Origin of the sequence: Mucilaginibacter gotjawali, assembly GCF_002355435.1 — a bacterium.
GTDB lineage: Bacteria > Bacteroidota > Bacteroidia > Sphingobacteriales > Sphingobacteriaceae > Mucilaginibacter > Mucilaginibacter gotjawali.
On sequence record NZ_AP017313.1, the window covers coordinates 1,154,422 to 1,176,244 of the forward strand.

General features: G+C 44.9%; 12 protein-coding genes. All 12 read left to right on the forward strand.

The genetic code is table 11. The features are described 5' to 3' along the window. Nucleotides 1-169 precede the first annotated feature (169 nt). The 12 genes from MgSA37_RS05315 (at nt 170) to MgSA37_RS05370 (ending at nt 21,561) form a co-directional block, all read left to right on the forward strand. A complete protein-coding gene (locus MgSA37_RS05315; protein WP_096350192.1) occupies nt 170-2,482 on the forward strand; it encodes a GH92 family glycosyl hydrolase in 2,313 nt (770 codons plus the stop codon). A 4-nt stretch (nt 2,483-2,486) separates the two neighbouring features. Next, complete coding sequence (locus MgSA37_RS05320) at nt 2,487-3,872, forward strand: SGNH/GDSL hydrolase family protein (protein ID WP_157750446.1); 1,386 nt, start codon at nt 2,487-2,489, stop codon at nt 3,870-3,872. 20 nt (nt 3,873-3,892) lie between these two features. Beyond that, nucleotides 3,893-4,723 carry an alpha/beta hydrolase gene (locus MgSA37_RS05325; RefSeq protein ID WP_096350194.1) on the forward strand — a complete coding sequence of 277 codons (831 nt, stop codon included), beginning with the start codon at nt 3,893-3,895 and terminating at the stop codon, nt 4,721-4,723. Nucleotides 4,724-4,970: 247 nt separating this feature from the next. After that, nucleotides 4,971-6,752 carry a RagB/SusD family nutrient uptake outer membrane protein gene (locus MgSA37_RS05330; RefSeq protein WP_096350195.1) on the forward strand — a complete coding sequence of 594 codons (1,782 nt, stop codon included), beginning with the start codon at nt 4,971-4,973 and terminating at the stop codon, nt 6,750-6,752. Nucleotides 6,753-6,783: 31 nt separating this feature from the next. Beyond that, nucleotides 6,784-7,233, forward strand: coding sequence for a DUF5004 domain-containing protein (locus MgSA37_RS05335; RefSeq protein ID WP_096350196.1), 450 nt, complete (start codon nt 6,784-6,786; stop codon nt 7,231-7,233). 23 nt (nt 7,234-7,256) lie between these two features. Further along, nucleotides 7,257-8,291 (forward strand): DUF4961 domain-containing protein, encoded by a 1,035-nt coding sequence (locus MgSA37_RS05340; protein WP_157750447.1) that lies wholly within the window; start codon nt 7,257-7,259, stop codon nt 8,289-8,291. Nucleotides 8,292-8,422: 131 nt separating this feature from the next. Next, entirely contained in the window at nt 8,423-11,572 is a 3,150-nt protein-coding gene (locus tag MgSA37_RS05345; RefSeq protein ID WP_096350198.1) for a SusC/RagA family TonB-linked outer membrane protein, read from the forward strand. 26 nt (nt 11,573-11,598) lie between these two features. Then, on the forward strand, nt 11,599-13,347 hold the full coding sequence (locus MgSA37_RS05350; RefSeq protein WP_096350199.1) for a RagB/SusD family nutrient uptake outer membrane protein: 1,749 nt from the start codon (nt 11,599-11,601) through the stop codon (nt 13,345-13,347). Nucleotides 13,348-13,382: 35 nt separating this feature from the next. Continuing rightward, nucleotides 13,383-16,526 (forward strand): SusC/RagA family TonB-linked outer membrane protein, encoded by a 3,144-nt coding sequence (locus MgSA37_RS05355; RefSeq protein WP_096350200.1) that lies wholly within the window; start codon nt 13,383-13,385, stop codon nt 16,524-16,526. 116 nt (nt 16,527-16,642) lie between these two features. Further along, entirely contained in the window at nt 16,643-17,812 is a 1,170-nt protein-coding gene (locus MgSA37_RS05360) for a prolipoprotein diacylglyceryl transferase (protein WP_096350201.1), read from the forward strand. Nucleotides 17,813-17,850: 38 nt separating this feature from the next. Then, nucleotides 17,851-19,050 carry a DUF4185 domain-containing protein gene (locus tag MgSA37_RS05365; RefSeq protein WP_096350202.1) on the forward strand — a complete coding sequence of 400 codons (1,200 nt, stop codon included), beginning with the start codon at nt 17,851-17,853 and terminating at the stop codon, nt 19,048-19,050. Between the two features lie 174 nt (nt 19,051-19,224). Then, nucleotides 19,225-21,561 carry a GH92 family glycosyl hydrolase gene (locus MgSA37_RS05370; RefSeq protein ID WP_317046627.1) on the forward strand — a complete coding sequence of 779 codons (2,337 nt, stop codon included), beginning with the start codon at nt 19,225-19,227 and terminating at the stop codon, nt 21,559-21,561. Nucleotides 21,562-21,823: the final 262 nt, after the last annotated feature.

The window sequence follows — 21,823 nt, forward strand, 5'->3', positions numbered from 1 at the left end:
CACGAAAAATATAAATTTTCAATTAATTTAACACCAATTTGCTAAATCGTTTTTTTTATCTAATTTGGCCCATATTTTATAGCCTGATTACTTAGCCAATTGTATTCCTGGTCGTTTGAGCCACTGTGGCTGTCAAAACGACGCGCAACTTTAAAAAGTATTTAAATAAATGAACGTAAAGTTATTTGTTTCCGCCATGTATGTATTACTGACGGTGGGGGTCGCGAAAGCGCAAACGCCGGCGGATGAGGTAAACCCATTTATCGGCGCCAGCACCAGTACTGCCGATGCAGGCGTTTATCATGGCCTTGGCAAAACTTTCCCCGGGGCGGCAACGCCTTATGGCATGGTGCAGCTTAGTCCGAATACCATTACCGGCGGCGACAATGGCTCAGGTTATAGTTACGAGCATACAAGTATCGAGGGGTTTGCTTTTACGCAGATGAGCGGGATAGGCTGGTTTGGAGACCTTGGTAACTTTTTGGTGATGCCCACTACGGGAAAGTTAAAAACTTCTGCCGGAAGCCTGGATCATCCCGAAGAGGGCTACCGGTCTCGTTATACAAAAAGTAGCGAAACAGCAAAGGCAGGGTATTATGCTGCCTATTTGAGTGATTATAAAGTTAAAGCTGAGATGACTGCTGCACCACACAGTGGTATATTAAGGTTTACCTTCGCCCAAAATAAACAAGCCCGGATCCAGATCGACCTGGCCCGCAGGGTTGGCGGTACCTCAACGCTGCAATACGTAAAGGTAGTAAATGACCATACGATTGAAGGCTGGATGAAGTGTACGCCAGACGGGGGCGGATGGGGCGATGGCGCCGGTCACGCCGAATACACTGTATATTTTTATGCTGAATTCAGCAAACCCTTAAATAACTTTGGGGTATGGAGCGCCGATATACCTGACAGCTGGAGCCGGAAACGTGAAGATGTGGAAAGCGCAAAATATCAGCAGCAGATAGCAAATGCAGCCATCCTAAAGGGCGTGAAAGAAAAAGAAGGTAAGCACCTGGGATTTTATACGGAGTTTGCTGCTAACGATAACGAGCAGGTATTGGTAAAATCAGGCATCTCCTTCGTTAGCGTAAGCGGCGCTAAAAATAATCTTGAATCGGAAATACCGGGATGGGACTTTGATGCAGTGCACCGGCAGGCCCGCAATTTGTGGAACAAGGCCCTGTCCAAAGTAAACATACAAGGCGGCACGCCGGAAGAACGCATTGTTTTTTATACCGCCCTTTACCATACCATGATCGATCCGAGGATCATCAGCGATGTTGATGGCCATTATCCCGGTGGTGACGGTAAAGCACATTTTGCGGCCAACTTTAACAAACGCACCATATTTAGCGGATGGGATGTTTTCAGGAGCCAGATGCCTTTACAAACCATCATCAATCCATCATTGGTGAATGACCTCGTCAACTCCCTGGTAAGTCTCGCCCACGAAAAGAAAAAAGATTACCTGGAACGCTGGGAAATGATGAACGCCTACAGTGGTTGCATGATCGGTAACCCCGCCGTGTCGGTAATTGCCGATGCTTATGCCAAAGGCATCCGTAATTATGACGTAGGCCAGGCCTATCGCCTTTGTATCAACTCGGTCAATAAGTTTGGTAACGGCGACAAAGGGTATACACCGGAACCGCTAAGCATCTCGTACACGCTGGAGTATGCCTATGCTGACTGGTGCGCATCGCAGTTTGCAAAGTATCTTCATAAACCGTTGGATGAAAAGAAATATGCCGGTCGCAGTGAAGATTATAAAAATATTTTTGATAAAGACAAAGGCTGGTTCAGGCCGAAAGATAACGAGGGCAACTGGTTGCCATGGCCGGATTCCGGCAGGCTAAAACAATGGTACGGCACTATCGAAAGCAACCCATACCAGCAGGGGTGGTTTGTTCCGCAGGATGTGGATGGCATGGTAAAATTAATGGGCGGCAAAGAAAAAGTTATTGCCGACCTGGATAACATGTTTGAAAAGACACCCGATAACATGATGTGGAACGATTATTTTAACCAGGCCAACGAGCCGGTGCATCATGTTCCGTTTTTATATAACCGCATGGGCGCGCCATGGCTAACCCAAAAGTGGAGCCGGGCCATTTGCCGCAGGGCCTACAAAAACTCGGTAGAGGGGCTGGTGGGTAATGAAGATGTTGGCCAGATGTCGGCCTGGTATGTATTGGCTGCCAGTGGCCTGCACCCGGTTTGCCCCGGAGACCCAAGGCAGGAGATCACCAGCCCGGTATTTAATAAAATAACCCTTAAGCTTGATCCCAAATACGCTACAGGAAAATCATTTACTATCCTGGCGCACAACAACTCGGCCGCCAATATTTATATCCAAAGTGCCAAACTAAATGGCAAACCGTATAATAAATGCCATATCGACTACAAGGATATTGCCAGGGGCGGAATACTTGAATTAACTATGGGTGATACACCAAATAAAAACTGGGGAACAAAATAAAAAAATGAAAAAACTATTTATTATCCTGCTTGGCAGTTTATTTTTAACTAACACTTACGCCCAAAAAGCAGCGCCCTTTCGCGCGGGCGACCGGATTGCTTTCGTGGGTAACAGCATCACCGACGGTGGTCATTACCATTCCTATATCTGGCTGTATTATATGACGCATTTTCCGAATATGCGTATCACCTGTTTTAACGCAGGCATCGGCGGTGATGCCGTGAACCAGATATTTGACCGTTTTGACGATGATGTTTTCGGGAAAAAACCAAATGTTTTAACCCTTACCTGGGGAATGAATGACAGCGGTTACTTTGAATGGTACCGCCCGGATGGCCAGGTTATTATGGATAAGCGGATCGATGGCTCGTACAAGTATTACGGTATGCTGGAAGATAAATTAAAGAACCGCCCGGATATTAAAAAGATCATCATCCTGGGTTCGCCGTATGACGAAACTACCAAAAGCAATCCTAAAAATCTTTACCCTAAAAAAAGCATAGCATTTGGAAAGATCATTGATTTCCAGGCCGCGTCTGCAAAGAAAAACGGCTGGGATATGGTTGATTTCTTTCACCCGATGCTGGCGATTGAGCAACGTGAGCAAGCGAAAGATTCACTATTCAGCTTAACACCCAATGATCGTGTACACCCCGACAATGACGGGCACCTGGTGATGGCCTATTTGTTTTTAAGGGCACAGGGGCTTGATAATAAACCGGTGGCAGATATTAGCCTGGATGCGGCCCGGAAAACATTTTTAAAAGCTTCAAATTGCCGGGTATCAGCACTTTCCGTTACTGCCGATTCAGTAGCATTCAATTACCTGGCAAATTCGCTGCCCTATCCGCTGGATACCATTCCGCGTGGCTGGGGTAACCGCAAAAAGCAATCCGAAGCATTAAAACTGGTGCCGTTTACCAACGAATTTAACCAGGAAATGCTCACAGTAAAGCACCTTAAAAGCAGCAACTACAGCCTGCTGATCGATGGCGAACTGATGGGCAGCTGGAGCAGCCAGCAATTCGCTGACGGCATAAACCTGGCTGAGATCACCTCTACCCCGCAATACCAGCAGGCTATTCAAATAAGGGAGTTGAATGAAGAGCGCTGGGACATTGAGCGGCGGTTAAGGAATTATATGTGGATGGAATACGACTTCCTGAAAGGGAAAAATATGCTTTATAAAGATAATAACGCTGCGATGGACTCTGTAAAAAAATATGCACAGAAAGATCCTTTCGTAAACGGAAACAAGGATAACTACTCAAGGGCCCGGTATAAAAGCCTGCGTGATGCATGGCAAAAAGAAATGAACGCATTAACAGACGAAATTTATGCCATCAACAAGCCCCAAACACACCGTATTACTTTAATACAAGTGAAATAATACTGAAAAGAATAGAAACGATGATTACTTATAAGAGATTTCTTACGCTGTCGCTCATATTTTTGACAGCTGCTTTGCTAAAAGTGCATGCTGCCACGGTAGATACTGTACTTACGCATAGCGCTGCGATGAATAAAGATATTAAGGCAGTGGTTATCAGGCCGGATGATTATTCCACTGCCAAGAAATTCCCGGTGCTTTACCTGTTGCACGGCTTTAGCGGCAATTACTCCGATTGGATTTTAAAGGTTCCTTCCATCAAAAAGTTGTCGGATGTTTACAATATGGTAATTGTTTGCCCGGATGGCGGCTTTGCGAGCTGGTATTTTGATAGCCCTGTTAGCAGGGAATGGCAGTTTGAGACCTATATTTCAAAGGAATTGATCAGTTATATTGATAGTCACTATTCAACAATTACCGATCGTTCCGGGCGGGCCATCACGGGCCTGAGTATGGGTGGTCACGGGGCGTTTTACCTGGCATTTAAACACCTGGAGCTTTATGGCGCCGCAGGCAGCATGAGCGGGGGGGTAGATCTGCGACCATTTCCGGATAGCTTTGGGATTGAGCAGGTGTTGGGTAAATACAGCTTGTTTCCGCAACGCTGGGAGCAAAACAGCGTCATCAATATGGTTTATTTATTAAAACCCAACTCGCTGGCTATTATATTTGACTGTGGTTCATCTGATTTCCTGTTTGAGGCCAACAAAGCTTTGCATGAAAAGTTGCTGGAACGGAATATTCCGCATGATTTTACCGTAAGGCCCGGGGCACATAGCTGGGATTACTGGGGTAATTCAATCAACTACCAGGCGCTTTTTTTTAGCCGGTTTTTTAATAAGGAAAAATAACAGATAGTATGAAGTTATACCGTATTTTATATTGAAAAAATATTTTAAAAAAAATTTGCTAAATCGTTTTTATAATGTAATTTAGCACTCGGAATATTGATATTCTAAAAAACAAAACCAATTATACAGTAACCGCAAAATTTAGTAAAATTTAATTTTTGTGTTTTTTTTAAGATTTGCTAAAACGATTTTTCAATTGTTCGAGCAATAAATAAATAGATGATTAATTGTTTATAAACGCCTTGATATGAAGAAAATTTACTTTCAGTTTTTTGTTCTTTCAGCCTTTTTGAGCTTTATCTTGTTTGCACCATCGTGCAAAAAAAGCGGAAGTTTTCTTGCTCAAACGAACACCACCAATCTTACGCAAGCAAGCGTATTTACTGATAGTTCAAGAACCGAGGGCTTTCTCGCCAATATATATGCAAGCGCGGGAATTAGCAGCAGCCCATCACGGTTTTCTGCCAACAATTTTATTTGCGGCGGGTTGGATGCCGCAAGTGATGAATCTGAGCCCTCGCATACTTACGCTACTGATGCTGCGGGGTTTGCCACAGGTACCATAAACGCAGGTACGGTGAGCAACGAGCCCTATAATACCTGTTATACGCAGATACGGGCAGTAAATCAACTGCTGGCGAATATTCATAGCACTAAAATGATGGCCTCCAATAAGGCCGGAGTGCTGGCTGAAGCGCGCTTCCTGCGGGCATGGTATTACAGTATATTACTTGAACATTACGGCGGGGTGCCAATTGTTGGCGACAGCCTTTTTACTTACGCCACGCCAATTAATGTAAAACGCTCCACCTATGCGGCATGCGTTACGTATATAACTACGGAGTGCGATGCTGCTGCAACGGTGCTTCCGCTTACCCAAAACGGGCTTAACTGGGGCCGTGCATCCGGCGGTGCCTGCCTGGCTTTAAAGGCCCGTGTTTTACTTTATGCGGCAAGTCCTTTGTTTAATGGCACTACTTTGCCTGCCGATGCCGGAAAAAGTTCAAGCGGTACGGTAGATCCATCGCTGGTTGGCTACCCAACGGCAGACCCGGCGCGGTGGCAGCTTGCCGAAAATGCTGCCCAGGCAGTAATTGCGTCAGGGGCATATACTTTAAATACAGTAAATACCTATCAAACAGCTGCACCTGGCTATGGTTTCCAGGGTTTGTTTCCGCAACGCGTAAATACCGAATATATTTTTCAATTAATGCGGGGGCCGAATACCGATCTTGAAGACCTGTTCCTGCCACCATCACGAAGCGGCGGTAATGGTGCTTTCCCTTACCAGGGGCTTGTGGATGCTTTCCCGATGAACAATGGCAAACTCATTACCGACCCGGCTTCAGGATACGACCCTACGAACCCTTATAATAACCGCGACCCGCGTTTAAATTATAGTATTATTCACGACCAAACCATATTAAACGTAAGAACCGGTAACGGCCTGATCAGCGGGCAGGCGCCTGTAAATATTTATCTCGGAAATAATAATGGCCAGAATCCTGATGCTGTTCACCAGGGAACGGTTACCGGCTATTATTGCAATAAGATGCTGGATCCTGCGGCTATTGCGGCAACAATCGCCTTTAAATCAAACCGCTGCCTGCCTTTGATCAGGTACGCCGAAATATTACTGGACTATGCCGAAGCGGCCAATGAATTCGAGGGGCCAACGGCTAATGTATACAATGCCGTTCAGGCTATCAGGCAACGTGCGGGTTTAAACCCTTACCAGTTGCCTGCAGGATTGAGCCAGGCCGATATGCGCAGCTATATCCAAAATGAACGGAGGATAGAGCTTGCGTTTGAAGGGCACCGCTTTTTTGATGTACGACGCTGGAAAATTGCGCCGGTAACCGAAAATATACAGGCAAAAGGCATGGAGGTGGATGAAAATGGCAGTACAATAACCTATAATACATTTAACGCCACCAAGCACAATTTCAGGCCGGCGATGTATTTGTGGCCATTCCCGATAAGCGAAACGGGTAAATCGCCTACACTGATTCAAAACCCGGGCTATTAAAAATATTGATGAATTTAACCAGGAATTAAGTATGAATAATCATTTTATATTGAAAAAGCAGGCATATTTATTTATTGCGGCGATGGCTTTGCTCTGGACATCTTGTAAGATGGAAAGAATAGCCCCTGTTACCGAATCGAAAAAGGACCTCACCGGCACCTGGAAAGTTGTGCAGGCAACGCGCAACGGTACAAATTTGCTTCCTATTTATGATTTCACCCAGTTCAGTATCAAGTTTGATGCTACTACGGGCAATTATAATTTATTAAACCCGGTACCATTTATAGTTGGTGCAGATGGTAAGTTCTCATTGGATGATCCGCAATATCCTTATAAGTTAACATTTACAGCTACTGGCGGGGCGGCGGTTGCAACTGCTTTCAATTACCCCATCATCAACGGAACGCGGCAGATCATCATGACATTTAGCCCGGGATGCTCACAAAATACTTACGTATTTACATTATCAAAAACCAACTGATCCAGACAAAAAATACAAACTATATGAAAGTACGTTTACATATAAAAGGAAAAAATTTATGGCGGCTATGCACACTGATTGTATTGTGTATTGTGCTGAGCTGCTGTTACACGATTATTGATAGTGTAGACCAGCCGGGCAGCGCTGTTGTAGGGTCGACGGTGAAGATTACCGTTAATGTTAAAAACTCATGCAACAGCAGCGGTACCGCGCGTATTATTTTTGGATTTTTAACCCCAAAGGGATGGAAAACAGGAGACAATGCCAAGGTAACTTACTCCAGCAGCAAAGGCGACGGAAATATGGTGCTCCTTCCTGCCAATTCACCTATTATCGCTGCTCATAGCAATGGCGTTAACTGGCCAACTTACATGAAAAACTTTTTTGGCAATGCTGGAAATTTAATAGATGACGTTGAATGGGTTGCTTATCAAAGTGATGTGCCGGTTAATTACAACAACGGAGATAAGATCACCGGTACAATTAACATCACGATCAATAATATTGGCGCCGATGGCAATCCTACCCTGGTTAAACTGGCCTATGTTGTTGCAAACGACCAGAACGGTTTTACATTTGACGGCAACGACGGAGATTCGAGCCCTACCACAGAATATTATAATGAATTTGTGAACCCTAACTGTTTTGAACTTACCGGCGGAACCGGCGACCTTGTTGACTTCTGTAACCCCCAGTTAACTACAATTGATCCGCCGAAATCATTGGACAATGATATTGTTACGCTTACCTACAATAACAATGTGGTAACACCGGCGCTGTTAGCAAACAGTTCTGCGGTTTATTTATGCGCTACCGCTACCATGAGCGATGGTAAAACGGTTACCGTATGCGATCAATCCGCACAAACAATGCTCACGCAAACCTCGGCGACCAGCGGGATCTACCGGCTTACTTTTTGGCCGCGTAAGCTGTTCGGCGCGACGACGGGGCAAACGGTGGTAAGTATGACTTATTTTATTACCGATAAATCGGGATCGACGAAGATAGGTTACGGCGGTACAAGTTCACCATTTACCTATAAATTTAAGTGTACATAAAATACCTAGGTTAAAAGTAATAATCTAATTAACAGTATTTTACAATAATTGCAACAGCCTTTGTACTATAATAATGCAAGGTATGACGGCCCAAATTATGTTCAATAAATTAACAATTTAAATCTGATTCTATGCTTAATTGCTACTCACAGAAATACTTAACGGGAATCATTATGCTGATGCTGTTGGTGTTCAATATCAGTTTCGCCGTTGCACAGCAGGATACTACGGTTAAAGCCACTGTTCATCCTGGCTGGGCCAGCGGCATTGTATTAGATGAATATAGTCAGCCTTTAAAAGGTGTGAACATCCGCATCAAAGGCAACGCTGTTTTTACCACTTCCGATGCGGCCGGTCAGTTTCAAATTGACGCTGCACCCGGTACTACCCTGGTGTTTAGTTACACCGGCCACCTGGTGCGTGAACTGACTATTAAAGATAACAGTAAAATAACGGTAAAGCTTGATGATAACTATCTCAGGAACCCGCAAAATATTGATGTATTATACGGTACGCAAAAAAAAGAAAGTGAGCTGGGCGCAATTTCAACCGTATATACCAACCAACTGACAACAACGCCGGCTTCCCTGTTTGTGTATGCTTTTCCGGGGCAATTAGCCGGAGTATATACACAACAGCAGAGCGGATTTACTTCCTTTCATACGGCATCAATTTCATCACCTTCCGTTATCGGGCAAAACCTGGTGAATACGGCATCAAACAATAACAGCACTTCTGATAATTCCGAGATGATGGTGACCGTTCGTGGCCAAACCCCCATCACGGTGATAGATGGCGTTCAGCGCGAGATCTCGTCTATTGATCCGGAGTCAATCGAATCCATATCGGTATTGAAGGACGGTTTGTCAACTATCCTGATGGGTGTAAACAGCTCAAGGCCGATAGTGCTCGTGACCACCAAGCGTGGCGAGGTAGGCAAGCCGCGTATTACTTTTACCGCTGAGACTGGTTTGCAGAAATCATTGGGCCTGCCAACGCCTTTGCCCGCCTATCAGTATGCATACCTGATCAATGAAACGTTAACCAGCGACAGTAAATTGCCGCAGTATTCCGCAGCTGATTTTAACGCATACCGCGATCATACCGATCCGACGGGACATCCTGATGTAAATTGGTTTAAAACGATTTTAACCGATTACGCGCCGATGACGCAATATAAATTGAATGTAAACGGTGGCTCAAACATCGCCAAATACTCCATTTCGCTGGGTTATTTTGACCAGGCAGGCATCTTTAATACTGCAAGTGAAGTGCCGTATAATACCAATAACGATCTGAGCCGTTATATTATCAATTCGGATGTAGGCGTACAGGTAAATAAGAATTTGAATGTTGACCTGCAATTATTTGGCAGGGTACAAACAACTACCGAGCCTGGCGGAAATAATGGCGGGGGTTACACCAGTGTACTCAACTCACTTTATAATACACCAAATAACGCCTACCCCGTTCGTAACCCTGACGGTTCATTCGGCGGTTCAATTATTGGCGGTAATACAGGGCCATACAGCAATAACCTGCTCTCGCAAACCGAGTATTCCGGCTATATTCAAAACCTTACCGATGATATCCTGGCCAACCTCGACCTGAATTATAATTTAAACAGTGTATTAAAGGGTTTGACCGCAAAACTGAAAGGTAATTTAAGCTATCAATCAATTACGGCGCTTAACCGCAGTTTGCAAAATCCTTCATTTATCCTTAATAAAGATAGTACCTATTCGCAATATGGCGCTATTGTAGCCCAAAGCAATGTTTTTAATACGGTGTATACGTCACGGCAGTCATTTGGCCAGGCGGCTTTAAATTACGAGAGGCAATTTGGTAAAAACCAGGTGAATGCGATCGCGCTTTATGACAGCAAATCATTGGTTACCAATTATGACCTTCCGGAAGTGGTTACTGATATCGCCTTAAAAGGCACCTACAATTACGATGGTAAATATTTTGCAGAAGCAGCTGTAAATCGCAGCGGGAACAACCGGTATCCGCCGGGCCATCAGTTCGGCACCTTTTACGCTGCCGGCCTTGGATGGCAAATGGGCAAAGAAAGCTTTATTAAAGACAATTTCAGCTGGATCGATTCATGGAAATGGCGCGGCACCTATGCCCGTACCGGAAATGGCAATATCGCCCAGCAGGCTTCATTGTACTATGCTTATCAGCAAACTTACAGTAACAACAATTTTAATAAACAATACCAGATAGGCACGGGCTACGTAACCAACTATTACTGGTACGAAGATGCGCTGGCCAATCCTTATATCACCTGGGAAAGCGCTGATAAGATAGATTTCGGGATGGACATCTCTTTGTTTAAGGACAAATTCCTGATCACGGCCGATTATTACCACGACAAGTATTCCAATGTACTTGGCTTGCGCGGCAATTCAATAGCATTACTGGGCGCACCATATCCGCTGGAAAATATCGGCATCAACCTTTACCAGGGAGCGGAACTGAGCCTTACCTACCAGGATCACACCGGTAATTTTAATTACTTCGTTACCGGCAATATCAATTTGCAGGCTTCAAAAATTGTATACCAGGATGAGTTAAATTCACCCTATCCATGGACAAGGCAAACAGGGAACCCTGTTAACGGTGTTATTTATGGCTATACCGCCCAGGGGCTTTATCAAACCGCGCAGGATGCAGCCACAAGCCCGCATATTGCCGGATACGTACCGCAGGCAGGAGATATTAAATACAAAGACCTTAACGGAGACGGCGTAATTAACCAGTTTGACGAATCGGCAATAGGGGGTACAAAGCCAATTGTTTTCTACGGACTTAACCCGGGGTTCAGCTATAAAGGGTTTAGCCTGTCGGTTATTATCCAGGGTGTTACTAACCGCCAGATCTACGTGGGCTACAATAACATAGCTACCCAGTTCGGGCTCGACTATTCAACGATCAACCAGCAGGCTTACACAGGGGCAACCGGGCGCTGGACACCCGAAACGGCTTCAATAGCGACTTTACCGAGGCTGGCTGTTTCGGCCTACAATAATAACGGGTTAACCTCCTCCTTTTACGTACGGTCGGGCAACTATTTGCGAATAAAAAATGCTGAAGTCGGGTACACCTTTCCGGTTAGTGTAACACAAAAACTCAGGCTGGCAGGTTTAAGGGTATTTGTTAACGGCGAAAACCTGGCAACGCTGGCGGGCCTTAAAGGCATTGATCCGGAAGAAACATCAATGACCGCATACCCTGTTCAACGGGTGATTAATGCAGGTATTACAGTTAAACTTTAAGTGGTAATTATTAAATACTAGAGTAAATGAAAAATCATATAAATAAGATACTGCCAGCGATAATACTACTATGTGTTGTTTATGGGTGTAAAAAGTATGAACAATTTCCGGTTGATAAGATCACTGCAAACTATGTGTTCGATCCGCGCGATTCAGCCGGGGCCAATGCGCAGTCGTTCCTCTACGGGATATATGCGATAGTACCCAATGGCAATAACCGGGTAGGCAGTGATTACCTTGACGCAGCTTCGGATGATGCGGTGTCATCCCAAACGGGTACCGCACAGGTGACCTTAATGTCAACCAATGCGGCAACATCACAATCGTTCCCCTCTACCGAGAACCCATGGGAGGGAACAAACCCGACCGGTACGCCCAATTCATTTTGGGCCGGTATACGCTCGGCAAATGAATTTATCAATAATATTGGGGTTGTTCCGGTTAAAGGCACGTTGCCAAACGGCGTGGGTACCCGTTGGGTATGGCAAAGCGAAGCACGTTTTTTAAGGGCGTACTTTTATTTTGAGCTGGTGAAGCGCTATGGCGGGGTACCGCTGCTGGGGAATAAGGTTTATAATGTTAATGATGCGATAACCGTACCACGCAGCAGCTTTTCAGATTGTATCACCTATATAGTGAATGAATTGAACGCTGTAAAGGATAGCCTGATCACTGCCCCGTTGGCTATCTCCAGCGACAATTTCCGGATTACCAAAGGGGCTGCTTTGGCTTTAAAAGCCCGCGTTTTGTTATATGCCGCCAGCCCATTGTTCAATGGTGGAAACATTGATGCAGCCAACCCGCTCACCGGTTATACAAGTTACGATATAAACCGCTGGACACTGGCCGCTAACGCCGCGCGTGACGTAATTAGTTTAGGCACCTACCAGCTGGATACCAGCTACCGCGATATCTTTTTAACGCAGAATAATTTGGAAAGGATAATGATAAGGCCGGGTGGCAATAGCATCAGTGTCGAAACGTACAATGGTCCTGTAGGTTTCCAGGCGGCCTCGGCGGTGGGCAACACAAGCCCTACGCAGGAATTGGTTAATTCATTCCCGATGCAAAACGGACTGGCTATTACTGATCCGTCGTCAGGCTTTAACCCATCCGATCCTTACGCAGTAAATTCAACGCCAAAGCGCGATCCACGATTAGCATGGACTATTCTTTATAATGGGCACACCTGGCTCAATACCTCCGTGCAAACTTACGAAGGGGGCCAGAGCAAACCCGATGTGAATACCCAGCAAACGGTTACAGGTTACTATATGCGTAAATTTATGGGCCTTTTTGAAAATACCACCACTTATAGCAGCCATTCGTCAGACTGGGTTGTATTCAGGTATGCCGAAGTATTATTAACGCTTGCCGAAGCCGAAAACGAAGCTGCAGGTTCGCCGCCGGCTGATTGTTACGCCCAGCTTTATGCCTTACGAAAAAGAGCGGGGATTGACCCGGGGGCAGGGATCACTTACGGCGTGCCGCAAAACATGAGTACTGCCGAGATGCGGGCTTTTATACAAAATGAATGGCGCATTGAATTTGCTTTTGAAGAGCACCGCTACTTTGATATTAAAAGATGGAAACTGGCGCAAACGCTCATGAATCAACCAAGGACAGGGGTGTCTATTGTAAAAACAGGTTCAAACTTAACATTCAACCCGATTAACGTGTTGAGTACAACGTTTACCACCAAGCAATATTTTCACCCTATCCCATACAACGAAATACTAAAAGATCCGAATCTGAAACAAAACCCGGGTTGGTAATAAATCATAGTCATTTAACTATTAAATAAGCAGTTATGAGAAAATTAATACTTTTCTTTCTTGTCATCTTCAGTATCCTTCCGGCATTGCTATATGCGCAAAACAGAGTAGTTTCGGGGGTAGTGAGAGACGACGGAGGAGTTTTGCCCGGGGCGTCGGTTGTTGAAAAAGGTATGCCCGGCAACGGCGTTACCACCAATATAAAAGGCCGGTTTACATTAACCTTAAAAGGCAGTTCAAATATTATTGTAGTACAATTTATTGGCTATGCACGGCAGGAAGTAAATGTTGCCGGCAAAGTTGACAATATCGATATTACCTTAAAATCAAACAGCCAGGATCTTAACGAAGTGATTGTGGTGGGTTTTGGTAAAACAAAGCGTATTACAACCACCGGATCGGTTAGTACAATTTCGGCCCAGGATATCCGGACCGTTCCAACGGCAAACGTGCAAAACACGCTGTCAGGCAAAATACCGGGATTTTTTTCCCAGCAAAGCTCGGGGCAGCCTGGTAAAGATGCTTCTGACTTTTTTATCCGTGGCGTAAGCTCACTTAACCCGGCAGGAAATCAACCATTGATCATTGTTGATGACATTGAATATACCTATGATCAGCTGCAGCAGATCAATGTAAACGAAATAGAAAGTATCAGCGTTTTAAAAGATGCGGCTACTACTGCTATCTATGGTATAAAAGGAGCCAACGGTGTTTTAGTGGTAACCACCCGGCGCGGAAAAGCCGGTAAACCCCAGGTTAACTTCCGGAATGAAGCGGGGGTGCAGGCGCCTACAATTACGCCAAAATTCCTGAATGCCTACCAATCGGCGGTATTGATCAATCAAGCCGAAACAAACGACGGGACATTGCCTGATAAGCTCACTTTCAGCCCGAACGACCTGGTATTATACCAAAATCATTCCGATCCTTATGGGCACCCTGACGTAAACTGGTATGATAAGATCTTCAATAAATACAGCTACCAGGCCAATTCAAACCTGGACATATCCGGCGGTACCGATCAGTTAAAGTATTTTATTTCGGGCGGTATATTGCAGCAAAACGGATTGGTGAAACATTTTACCGATCCTGTGGCAAACATCAATAACAACTACGAATTCAGCCGGTATGATTTCAGGTCGAACCTGGATTTAAAGGCAAATAAAACACTTGATATCAGGCTGGATGTAACCACCCGTTTTTCGAGTACAAATTCGCCAAACGAATCTGCTTCAAGCACCCTTTCCGACGTTTATAATTTTGCACAGGAAACCCCGTTTACAGCGCCATTTTTAAACCCGAACGGCAGCTACGCTTATGCATATTCAAATTTCAACCCCAGCCATTTGCCCACCCTGAATGCGCGGCTGGCTACAGGCGGATATCAAAACGAAAAGCGAACTGATTATAACGTGTTGTTTAACATTAAGCAAAACCTTGATGCAATTACCAATGGCTTATCGGTAACCGGCCGGGTAGCCTATTCAAGCACGGAAGCTTTTACCCGTTCTACCGGAAATTATGGCCCTATTCCAACGTACCATTACGATCCTGCAACTGGTCAAACTATATTAAACCCTGCAGGCAGTTATGTATTTCCGCAGATCTATTATGCAGGTAACGTAAATATCTATACTACCAATGTAAACCTGCAGGCATTTGCCAACTACGACCGTACTTTTAACGGTAAAAACCATGTTACCGGGTTGGTATTGTTAAATCAATCGTCCCAAACCTATGATGCCAATGCGTTTCTTGATGCTACATCGGTAGGCGTTCCCGCTAAATTCAGGGGGATCTCGGCCAGGGGAACATATGATTATGCCGGGAAATATCTGTTCGATATCAATGCCGCGTATAATGGAACAGACCGTTTCGCCGCAAATCACCGGTATGGCTGGTTTCCGGCGGTGAGCGTAGGGTATAACATTACAAAAGAAGATTATTTCAAAAAAATAACCTCAGTTTTCAGTTTGCTCAAAATCAGGGGATCATATGGAATTGTGGGCTCGGATGTGGCCCCGGGTAATACCTACATCTATAGTCAATACTATAATCAAAATTCCAACCAGTATAATTTTGGCACATCGCCCAATTACTATAATCAATATTACGAAGGTGCGCTTTCAAACGCCAACGTAGTGTGGGAGCGGCAAAAAGAACTTGACCTTGGCCTGGATATGAACTTATTTAAAGATCATTTATCTTTTACGGCAGACTATTTCCATAACGTTCGTTACGACCAGTTGATCATACCCAATAATGTGCCGCTTGTTTTAGGCGTAGGTTTGCCGGCTATCAACCTTGGCCGTACCCAAAATAATGGGTTCGACGGGCAGATCGGCTACCATAATAGCATAAGGGACGTTCAGTATGGTGTTAATTTTGTGTTTTCGTATGCAAAGAACAAGATTCTTTTTGAAAGCGAAGCGCAAGCCGCATACCCATGGCTCGCACGCACCGGGCATTCTATTAACCAACCGTTTGGCTATCATTCACTGGGTTATTATACACCTGGCGATGTTGCTGCTATTAACGCGTATAAAGCAGGGCACAGTGGCAGTAATGCAGGTGACCCGATTGCTGTACCAGATAATGGCGAGACAATACAGGCAGGGGATCTGAAATACCAGGATTTGAATCATGATGGCTATATTAATGTTTTTGACCAAAAGGCCATCGGTCATCCTAATTTACCAAATACAACGCTGGGTTTAAATTTAACTGCCGGCTACAAGGGTTTTAGCGCCAGTGTATTGTTGCAGGGAGCGTTTAATTATAGCTTTATGATTACCGGTACCGGAATTGAGCCGTTTCAAAGCCAATTTCAGCCCATTCATTTGACAGCATGGACGCCGGAAAATGCATCAAGCGCGCAATTTCCGCGGTTGACTACCAACCCGCAAACCATCAATAGCCCAACCTACTATCCGTCAGACTATTGGCTTTTAAACGCCTATTATATCCGGCTGAAAACAGTGGATATCGGCTACCAGTTCCCGAGCAAGTCATTGCCGTTTCACCTGGATAACGCAAGGGTTTACCTGAGCGCCTATAACCTGTTTACCTGGGATAACTATAAACGCTACCAGCAGGATCCGGAAATACAGACCAATACTGCCGGCGACGCTTATATCAACCAGCGCGTGATCAACTTTGGTATACAATTAGGATTTTAATGCCGCATAGCGTATAAGAGATAAATAAAGTAAAATAACCTTTCACAGCTTTTTAAATTATGGGGGACTAACCATTCTCCTGATTTAAAAAGCTTTTTTTTGTATAATTTAGAGGTATGTTCCCAACTGTAGGCGATTTGCTGCGCTATCTTTTTCATGTCAACATTACTTTCCCGGTTCAAACCTTTGGTTTTTTTGTCGCCCTGTCTTTCTTTTTAACTTATTTCGTTTTTGTAGCTGAATTTAAAAGGAAAGAAGCAGACGGCCTTATCTCCGCCTACAAAGAAGAAGAAATTATTGGGTTGCCCGCTTCTTTTTTGGAGTTGCTGGTGAATGGTTTGCTGGGGTTTGTGCTGGGGTTCAAGATATCGGGGGCGGTTATTAATTATAAAGTAATTAAAATCGACCCTGTCGCGTACATTTTTTCGGTGCAGGGTAATTTATGGGGCGGGTTACTGTTTGCGGCGGCCTTTGTTTTATGGATTTATACCGACCGGAGAAAGCAGCTGTTGCCAAAGCCCAAAATAGTTGAAACGGTAGTTCACCCTTACCAGTTAATGGGTTACCTGGCGTTTGCTTTAGGTTTTTGGGGATTTATCGGCGCTAAATTATTTAATACCGCAGAAAACCTTCAGCTGTTTATGCGGCATCCTATAGACACCTTGTTTTCAGCCAATGGGTTCACCTATTATGGCGGGCTGATATTCGGCTCGGTTACTTACTTATATATCTGCCATAAAAAGGGGATGAAACTGGTACACCTTGCAGATATTGGTTCGCCGGGGATGATGCTGGCCTATGGTATCGGGCGGATTGGATGCCATTTGGCCGGCGACGGAGACTGGGGGATTGTAAACAACCACCCCAAACCCGCGTTGCTTGCCTGGCTGCCCGATTGGATGTGGTCGTTTAAATATCCGCACAATACCATCGACGCGGGTATAAAAATAGATGGCTGCTTTGGCGACCATTGCGAGCAATTGCGCGGCGGAGTTTACCCGACATCATTTTATGAGGTAGTGATTTGCATTGGTTTATTTGGATTGATGTGGCTGTTACGCAAACGCATCAAAATTCCGGGATTGATGTTTTATTCCTTCCTGGTGTTAAGCGGTATCGAAAGGATCCTGATCGAAATAATTCGCGTTAACGAGCGCTATGCTATTTTAGGCCTGCAGTTAACCCAGGCAGAAATGATCTCGATAGGGATGATCGCAGGCGGCATTGTCGGCATCTCCTCAATTATTTACCGGCAAATAAAAAATGGCGGGCGTCTGCATCTTTAAAAATAGTTAAATTTACAATGTCTCTTTTCCAATAATCAATGAAAAAGCTTTCTTTAATAATTCTTTCCGGGGTGTTTGTTTTCTGTTTTACCGGTGTAAAAGGCCAGGCTGTGAGCGATAAAAAGACGGCGGACCTGGAGCATATCAATTTTACCGTTGAACCTGCGCCGGAATGGTCCGGTCTTCTGAAACGGGATTCGGGTTGGTTTGGCGGTGATGGTATTTATACGATGCGGCTTAATGGTGTGCGTGGCCCTGCCGCGACTCCGAATGATAAAATACTCTTCCTTTTTAGTGACAGTATGATCGGCGAGATCAGGGATCACACCATGCTGCCTGGCTATAAAATGATCCATAATTCTGTAGCGGTGCTAAGCGGAGACAAGCCGGTTGCCCAAAAAATGCTTTTTTCATGGGCAAAGGATACAGCAGGACAGGCGGAATCAATTTTTGTTCCGCATACGCCAAAAACACAAAATGGCGACTATTACTGGCTTGGCGATGGCTTTGTTAACCAGGAGCTCGGTAACGCTATTTACATTTTTGGTTACCGGGTACGCAATGTGAGTGATGGGGCATTCGGATTTAAGGAAGTGGGCAATACGCTGATAAAAATACCGGCAGGCAGCGTGTCGCCCTACTTAAACCAGCAGCAGATGGATACCCCCTTTTTTCTCACGGACAGTGCAGGTGACAGTGGATCTTTTGGCGCGGGAATTTACGTGAACACAAAGAAAGCGGGTGCGCTACACCCCGATGGCTATATTTATGTATATGGCGTAAGAGGTATGGCAAAAAGACTGATGATTGCCAGGGTATTGCCAAAAGATTTTGAACATTTTGAAAAATGGACCTATTGGGATGGCGCCAAATGGGTGACTGAAATAAATAAAGTTGCCGATGTTACGAAAGATGTATCCAACGAGCTGAGCCTGACGGCGCTGCCCGATGGGCGCTATGCGCTGGTTTTCCAGTTGGATGGCATGACTACAACGGTAGGCATGAGGATAGGGGCTACACCGTACGGGCCTTTCGGGCCGGTTATAAAATTATGGGACTGCAAGCCTGATTTGCTTAAAAACACTTATTTAGTTTACAATGCCAAGGCGCACCCTTCCATATCTAATCCGGGTGAATTGCTTATCAGTTATAACATCAATTCCACAGAATTTATAAAAGACTTAACTACGGACCCCAATTTATACCGGCCGCGCTTTATAAGGGTTAGATTTAAATAGTTTTCACAAAAAAATTTGATAATTAAATCTTAAAACATATTTTTGCTAAAACAATTTAGCAAAGCTTATTGATCATTGCAAAGAAGTCGGCTGTGTTGAGTGTGTTTTAAAAAATAGCGTTAGTTGATTAAGAAAGGGGGTGGGAGCACCTCCTTTTTTTAAGGTTCCATTGATGTGAGACCCATTTCCGAAAAACCCGAATTGCATTACCGGCAGTATTATAAACACCCCATGAAGAAAGCCTTATTTTTAATTGTTTTTTTGAGTTGCGCAATCAGCATCTTAAACGCTCAGCAACGCGATCTTGTTAAATATGTAAATACCCGGCAGGGCACAAATTCAAAATATGAATTTTCGTACGGGAACACCTACCCGGCTACCGCGCTGCCATTCGGAATGAATACCTGGACGCCACAAACAGGTAAAAACGGCGACGGCTGGAAATACCAGTATTTCGTACACACTATCCGCGGTTTTCAGCAGTCGCATCAATGCAGCTCGTGGGTGAATGATTACGCCGTTTTTTCGCTGATGCCTGTATCGGGCAAACTGGTTGTAAATGAAGATGAGCGGGCGGCTTCTTTCAGCCATGATAACGAAATTGCGCAGCCAGGCTATTACAAGGTTAAGCTGGATAATAATATCACCACAGAAATAAGCCCTACTGAACGGGGCGCTCATTTGCGTTTTACATTCCCTCATTCAAAATCCACCTATATTGTTTTGGATGGCTATACCAAAATGAGCATGGTGAAGATCGATCCTGATCACAAAAAAATTACCGGTTATGTTAATAACTGCCGTTGGGCGCCATCCAATTTCAAAAACTATTTTGTAATTGTGTTTGATAAGCCATTCAAAGGCTATGGCACCTGGGAGAATAAGCATAATCAAATCACACCCGATAGCCTGTTTGCCGAAGGCGAGGGCAGGGGCGCATATATTAAGTTTAAAGATGGCGAAACCGTGCAAGCCAGAGTTGCCTCATCCTATATCAGCCCGGAACAGGCTGAGCTCACCCTGCAAACGGAGTTGGGCAAATATAAATCCTTTGATGAAACGCATGCGGCAGCCGATAAAGTTTGGAATACACTGCTTGGCAGGATGCTGGCTGAAGGCGGCACGGAAGAGCAGAAGGCGACATTTTACTCGTGCCTGTATCATGCCAACCTGTTTTCGCACCAGTTTTTTGAATATAACAAAGATGGTAAACCCTATTATTTTAGCCCCTACGATGGAAAAGTACATGATGGATACATGTATACTGACAATGGCTTTTGGGATACTTTCAGGGCGCAATTTCCGCTGAATACCATCATACACCCGGCCATGGAGGGCCGTTACGCGCAGGCATTGCTGGATGCGCAGCAACAATGCGGATGGCTGCCTGCATGGTCGTTCCCGGCCGAAACCGGGGGGATGCTGGGGAATCATTCCATCTCCATATTAGCGGATGCCTGGGTAAAAGGGATCCGGACATTTGACCCGAAAAAAGCGCTCGAAGCTTATTACCACGAAGCTACCAATAAGGGCCCCTGGGGCAGCGCTAACGGCAGGCCGGGCTGGAAAGAGTATTTTGCAGATGGCTATGTACCGTACAGCGCCAAAACCCAGGGCGCAACTGCCTGGACGCTGGAGTTTGCTTATGACGATTTTTGCGCTTACCAGTTAGCCAAACAGACCGGCAACAAGTTTTATGAAAATGTATTTGCCCGGCAGATGTACAACTATAAAAACCTGTTCGACCCGAAAACGCGGTTTATGCGTGCCAAAGATGAAGCCGGAAACTGGATTGAGCCGTTTGACCCGATGGACTGGGGCGGCCCTTATACAGAAGGCAACGCCTGGCACTGGACCTGGTCGGTTTTTCATGACACGCAGGGGCTGATAGATTTGATGGGCGGAAACAAAAATTTCACGGCAAAACTCGACTCGGTGTTTACTGAACCGGGAACGATCAAGGTAGGCGGATACGGTACGGTGATCCACGAAATGACAGAAATGGCCGCCTTTAATATGGGCCAGTATGCCCAGGGAAATGAGCCGATCCACCATATGATCTACCTGTACAATTATGCCGGCGAACCCTGGAAAGCACAGCAGCATATCCGGGAGGTGATGGACAAAATGTACAATGCTACGGAAAACGGTTATCCCGGCGATGAAGACGAGGGGCAAATGTCGTCCTGGTATGTTTTAAGCGCTGCCGGTATCTACAGCGTTTGCCCGGGAACGGACCAATACGTAATAGGCAGCCCGGCATTTAATAAAATAACCATCACCCTTGAAAACGGAAATAAGTTTACGATAGAAGCAAATAACAACAGCAAAACGAATGTTTATATCCAATCTGCTACTTTAAACGGGAAGCCATATACCCATCACTGGATAACGCAGGCCGATATTATGAATGGCGGTGTACTCCATTTTGAAATGGGTGACAAGCCCAATTTTCAACGCGGGCTAAATGCAGACGATAAACCATTTTCACTGTCGAAGCGGGTATTATAAAAATGGAACACGTTGATTATCAACCGCTCCATCGATTGCTGTTAAATATAGCATTTGTGTTGGCGTTGATTATCAATTGCTTACATAAATTCAGCTATTTATAAAAAAGTGGAACATGTTGATAATAAGCATGTTTCGCAATGTTCCGCAGTGTTCCGTGTAAAATGGAACGCTTGAAACCGAGAAAATCAATGAGCGTAATCGGAAGCTCATACGAATGATACAACCTCTTTTGATGATACTAAACGGGGCTGGTGCTAAT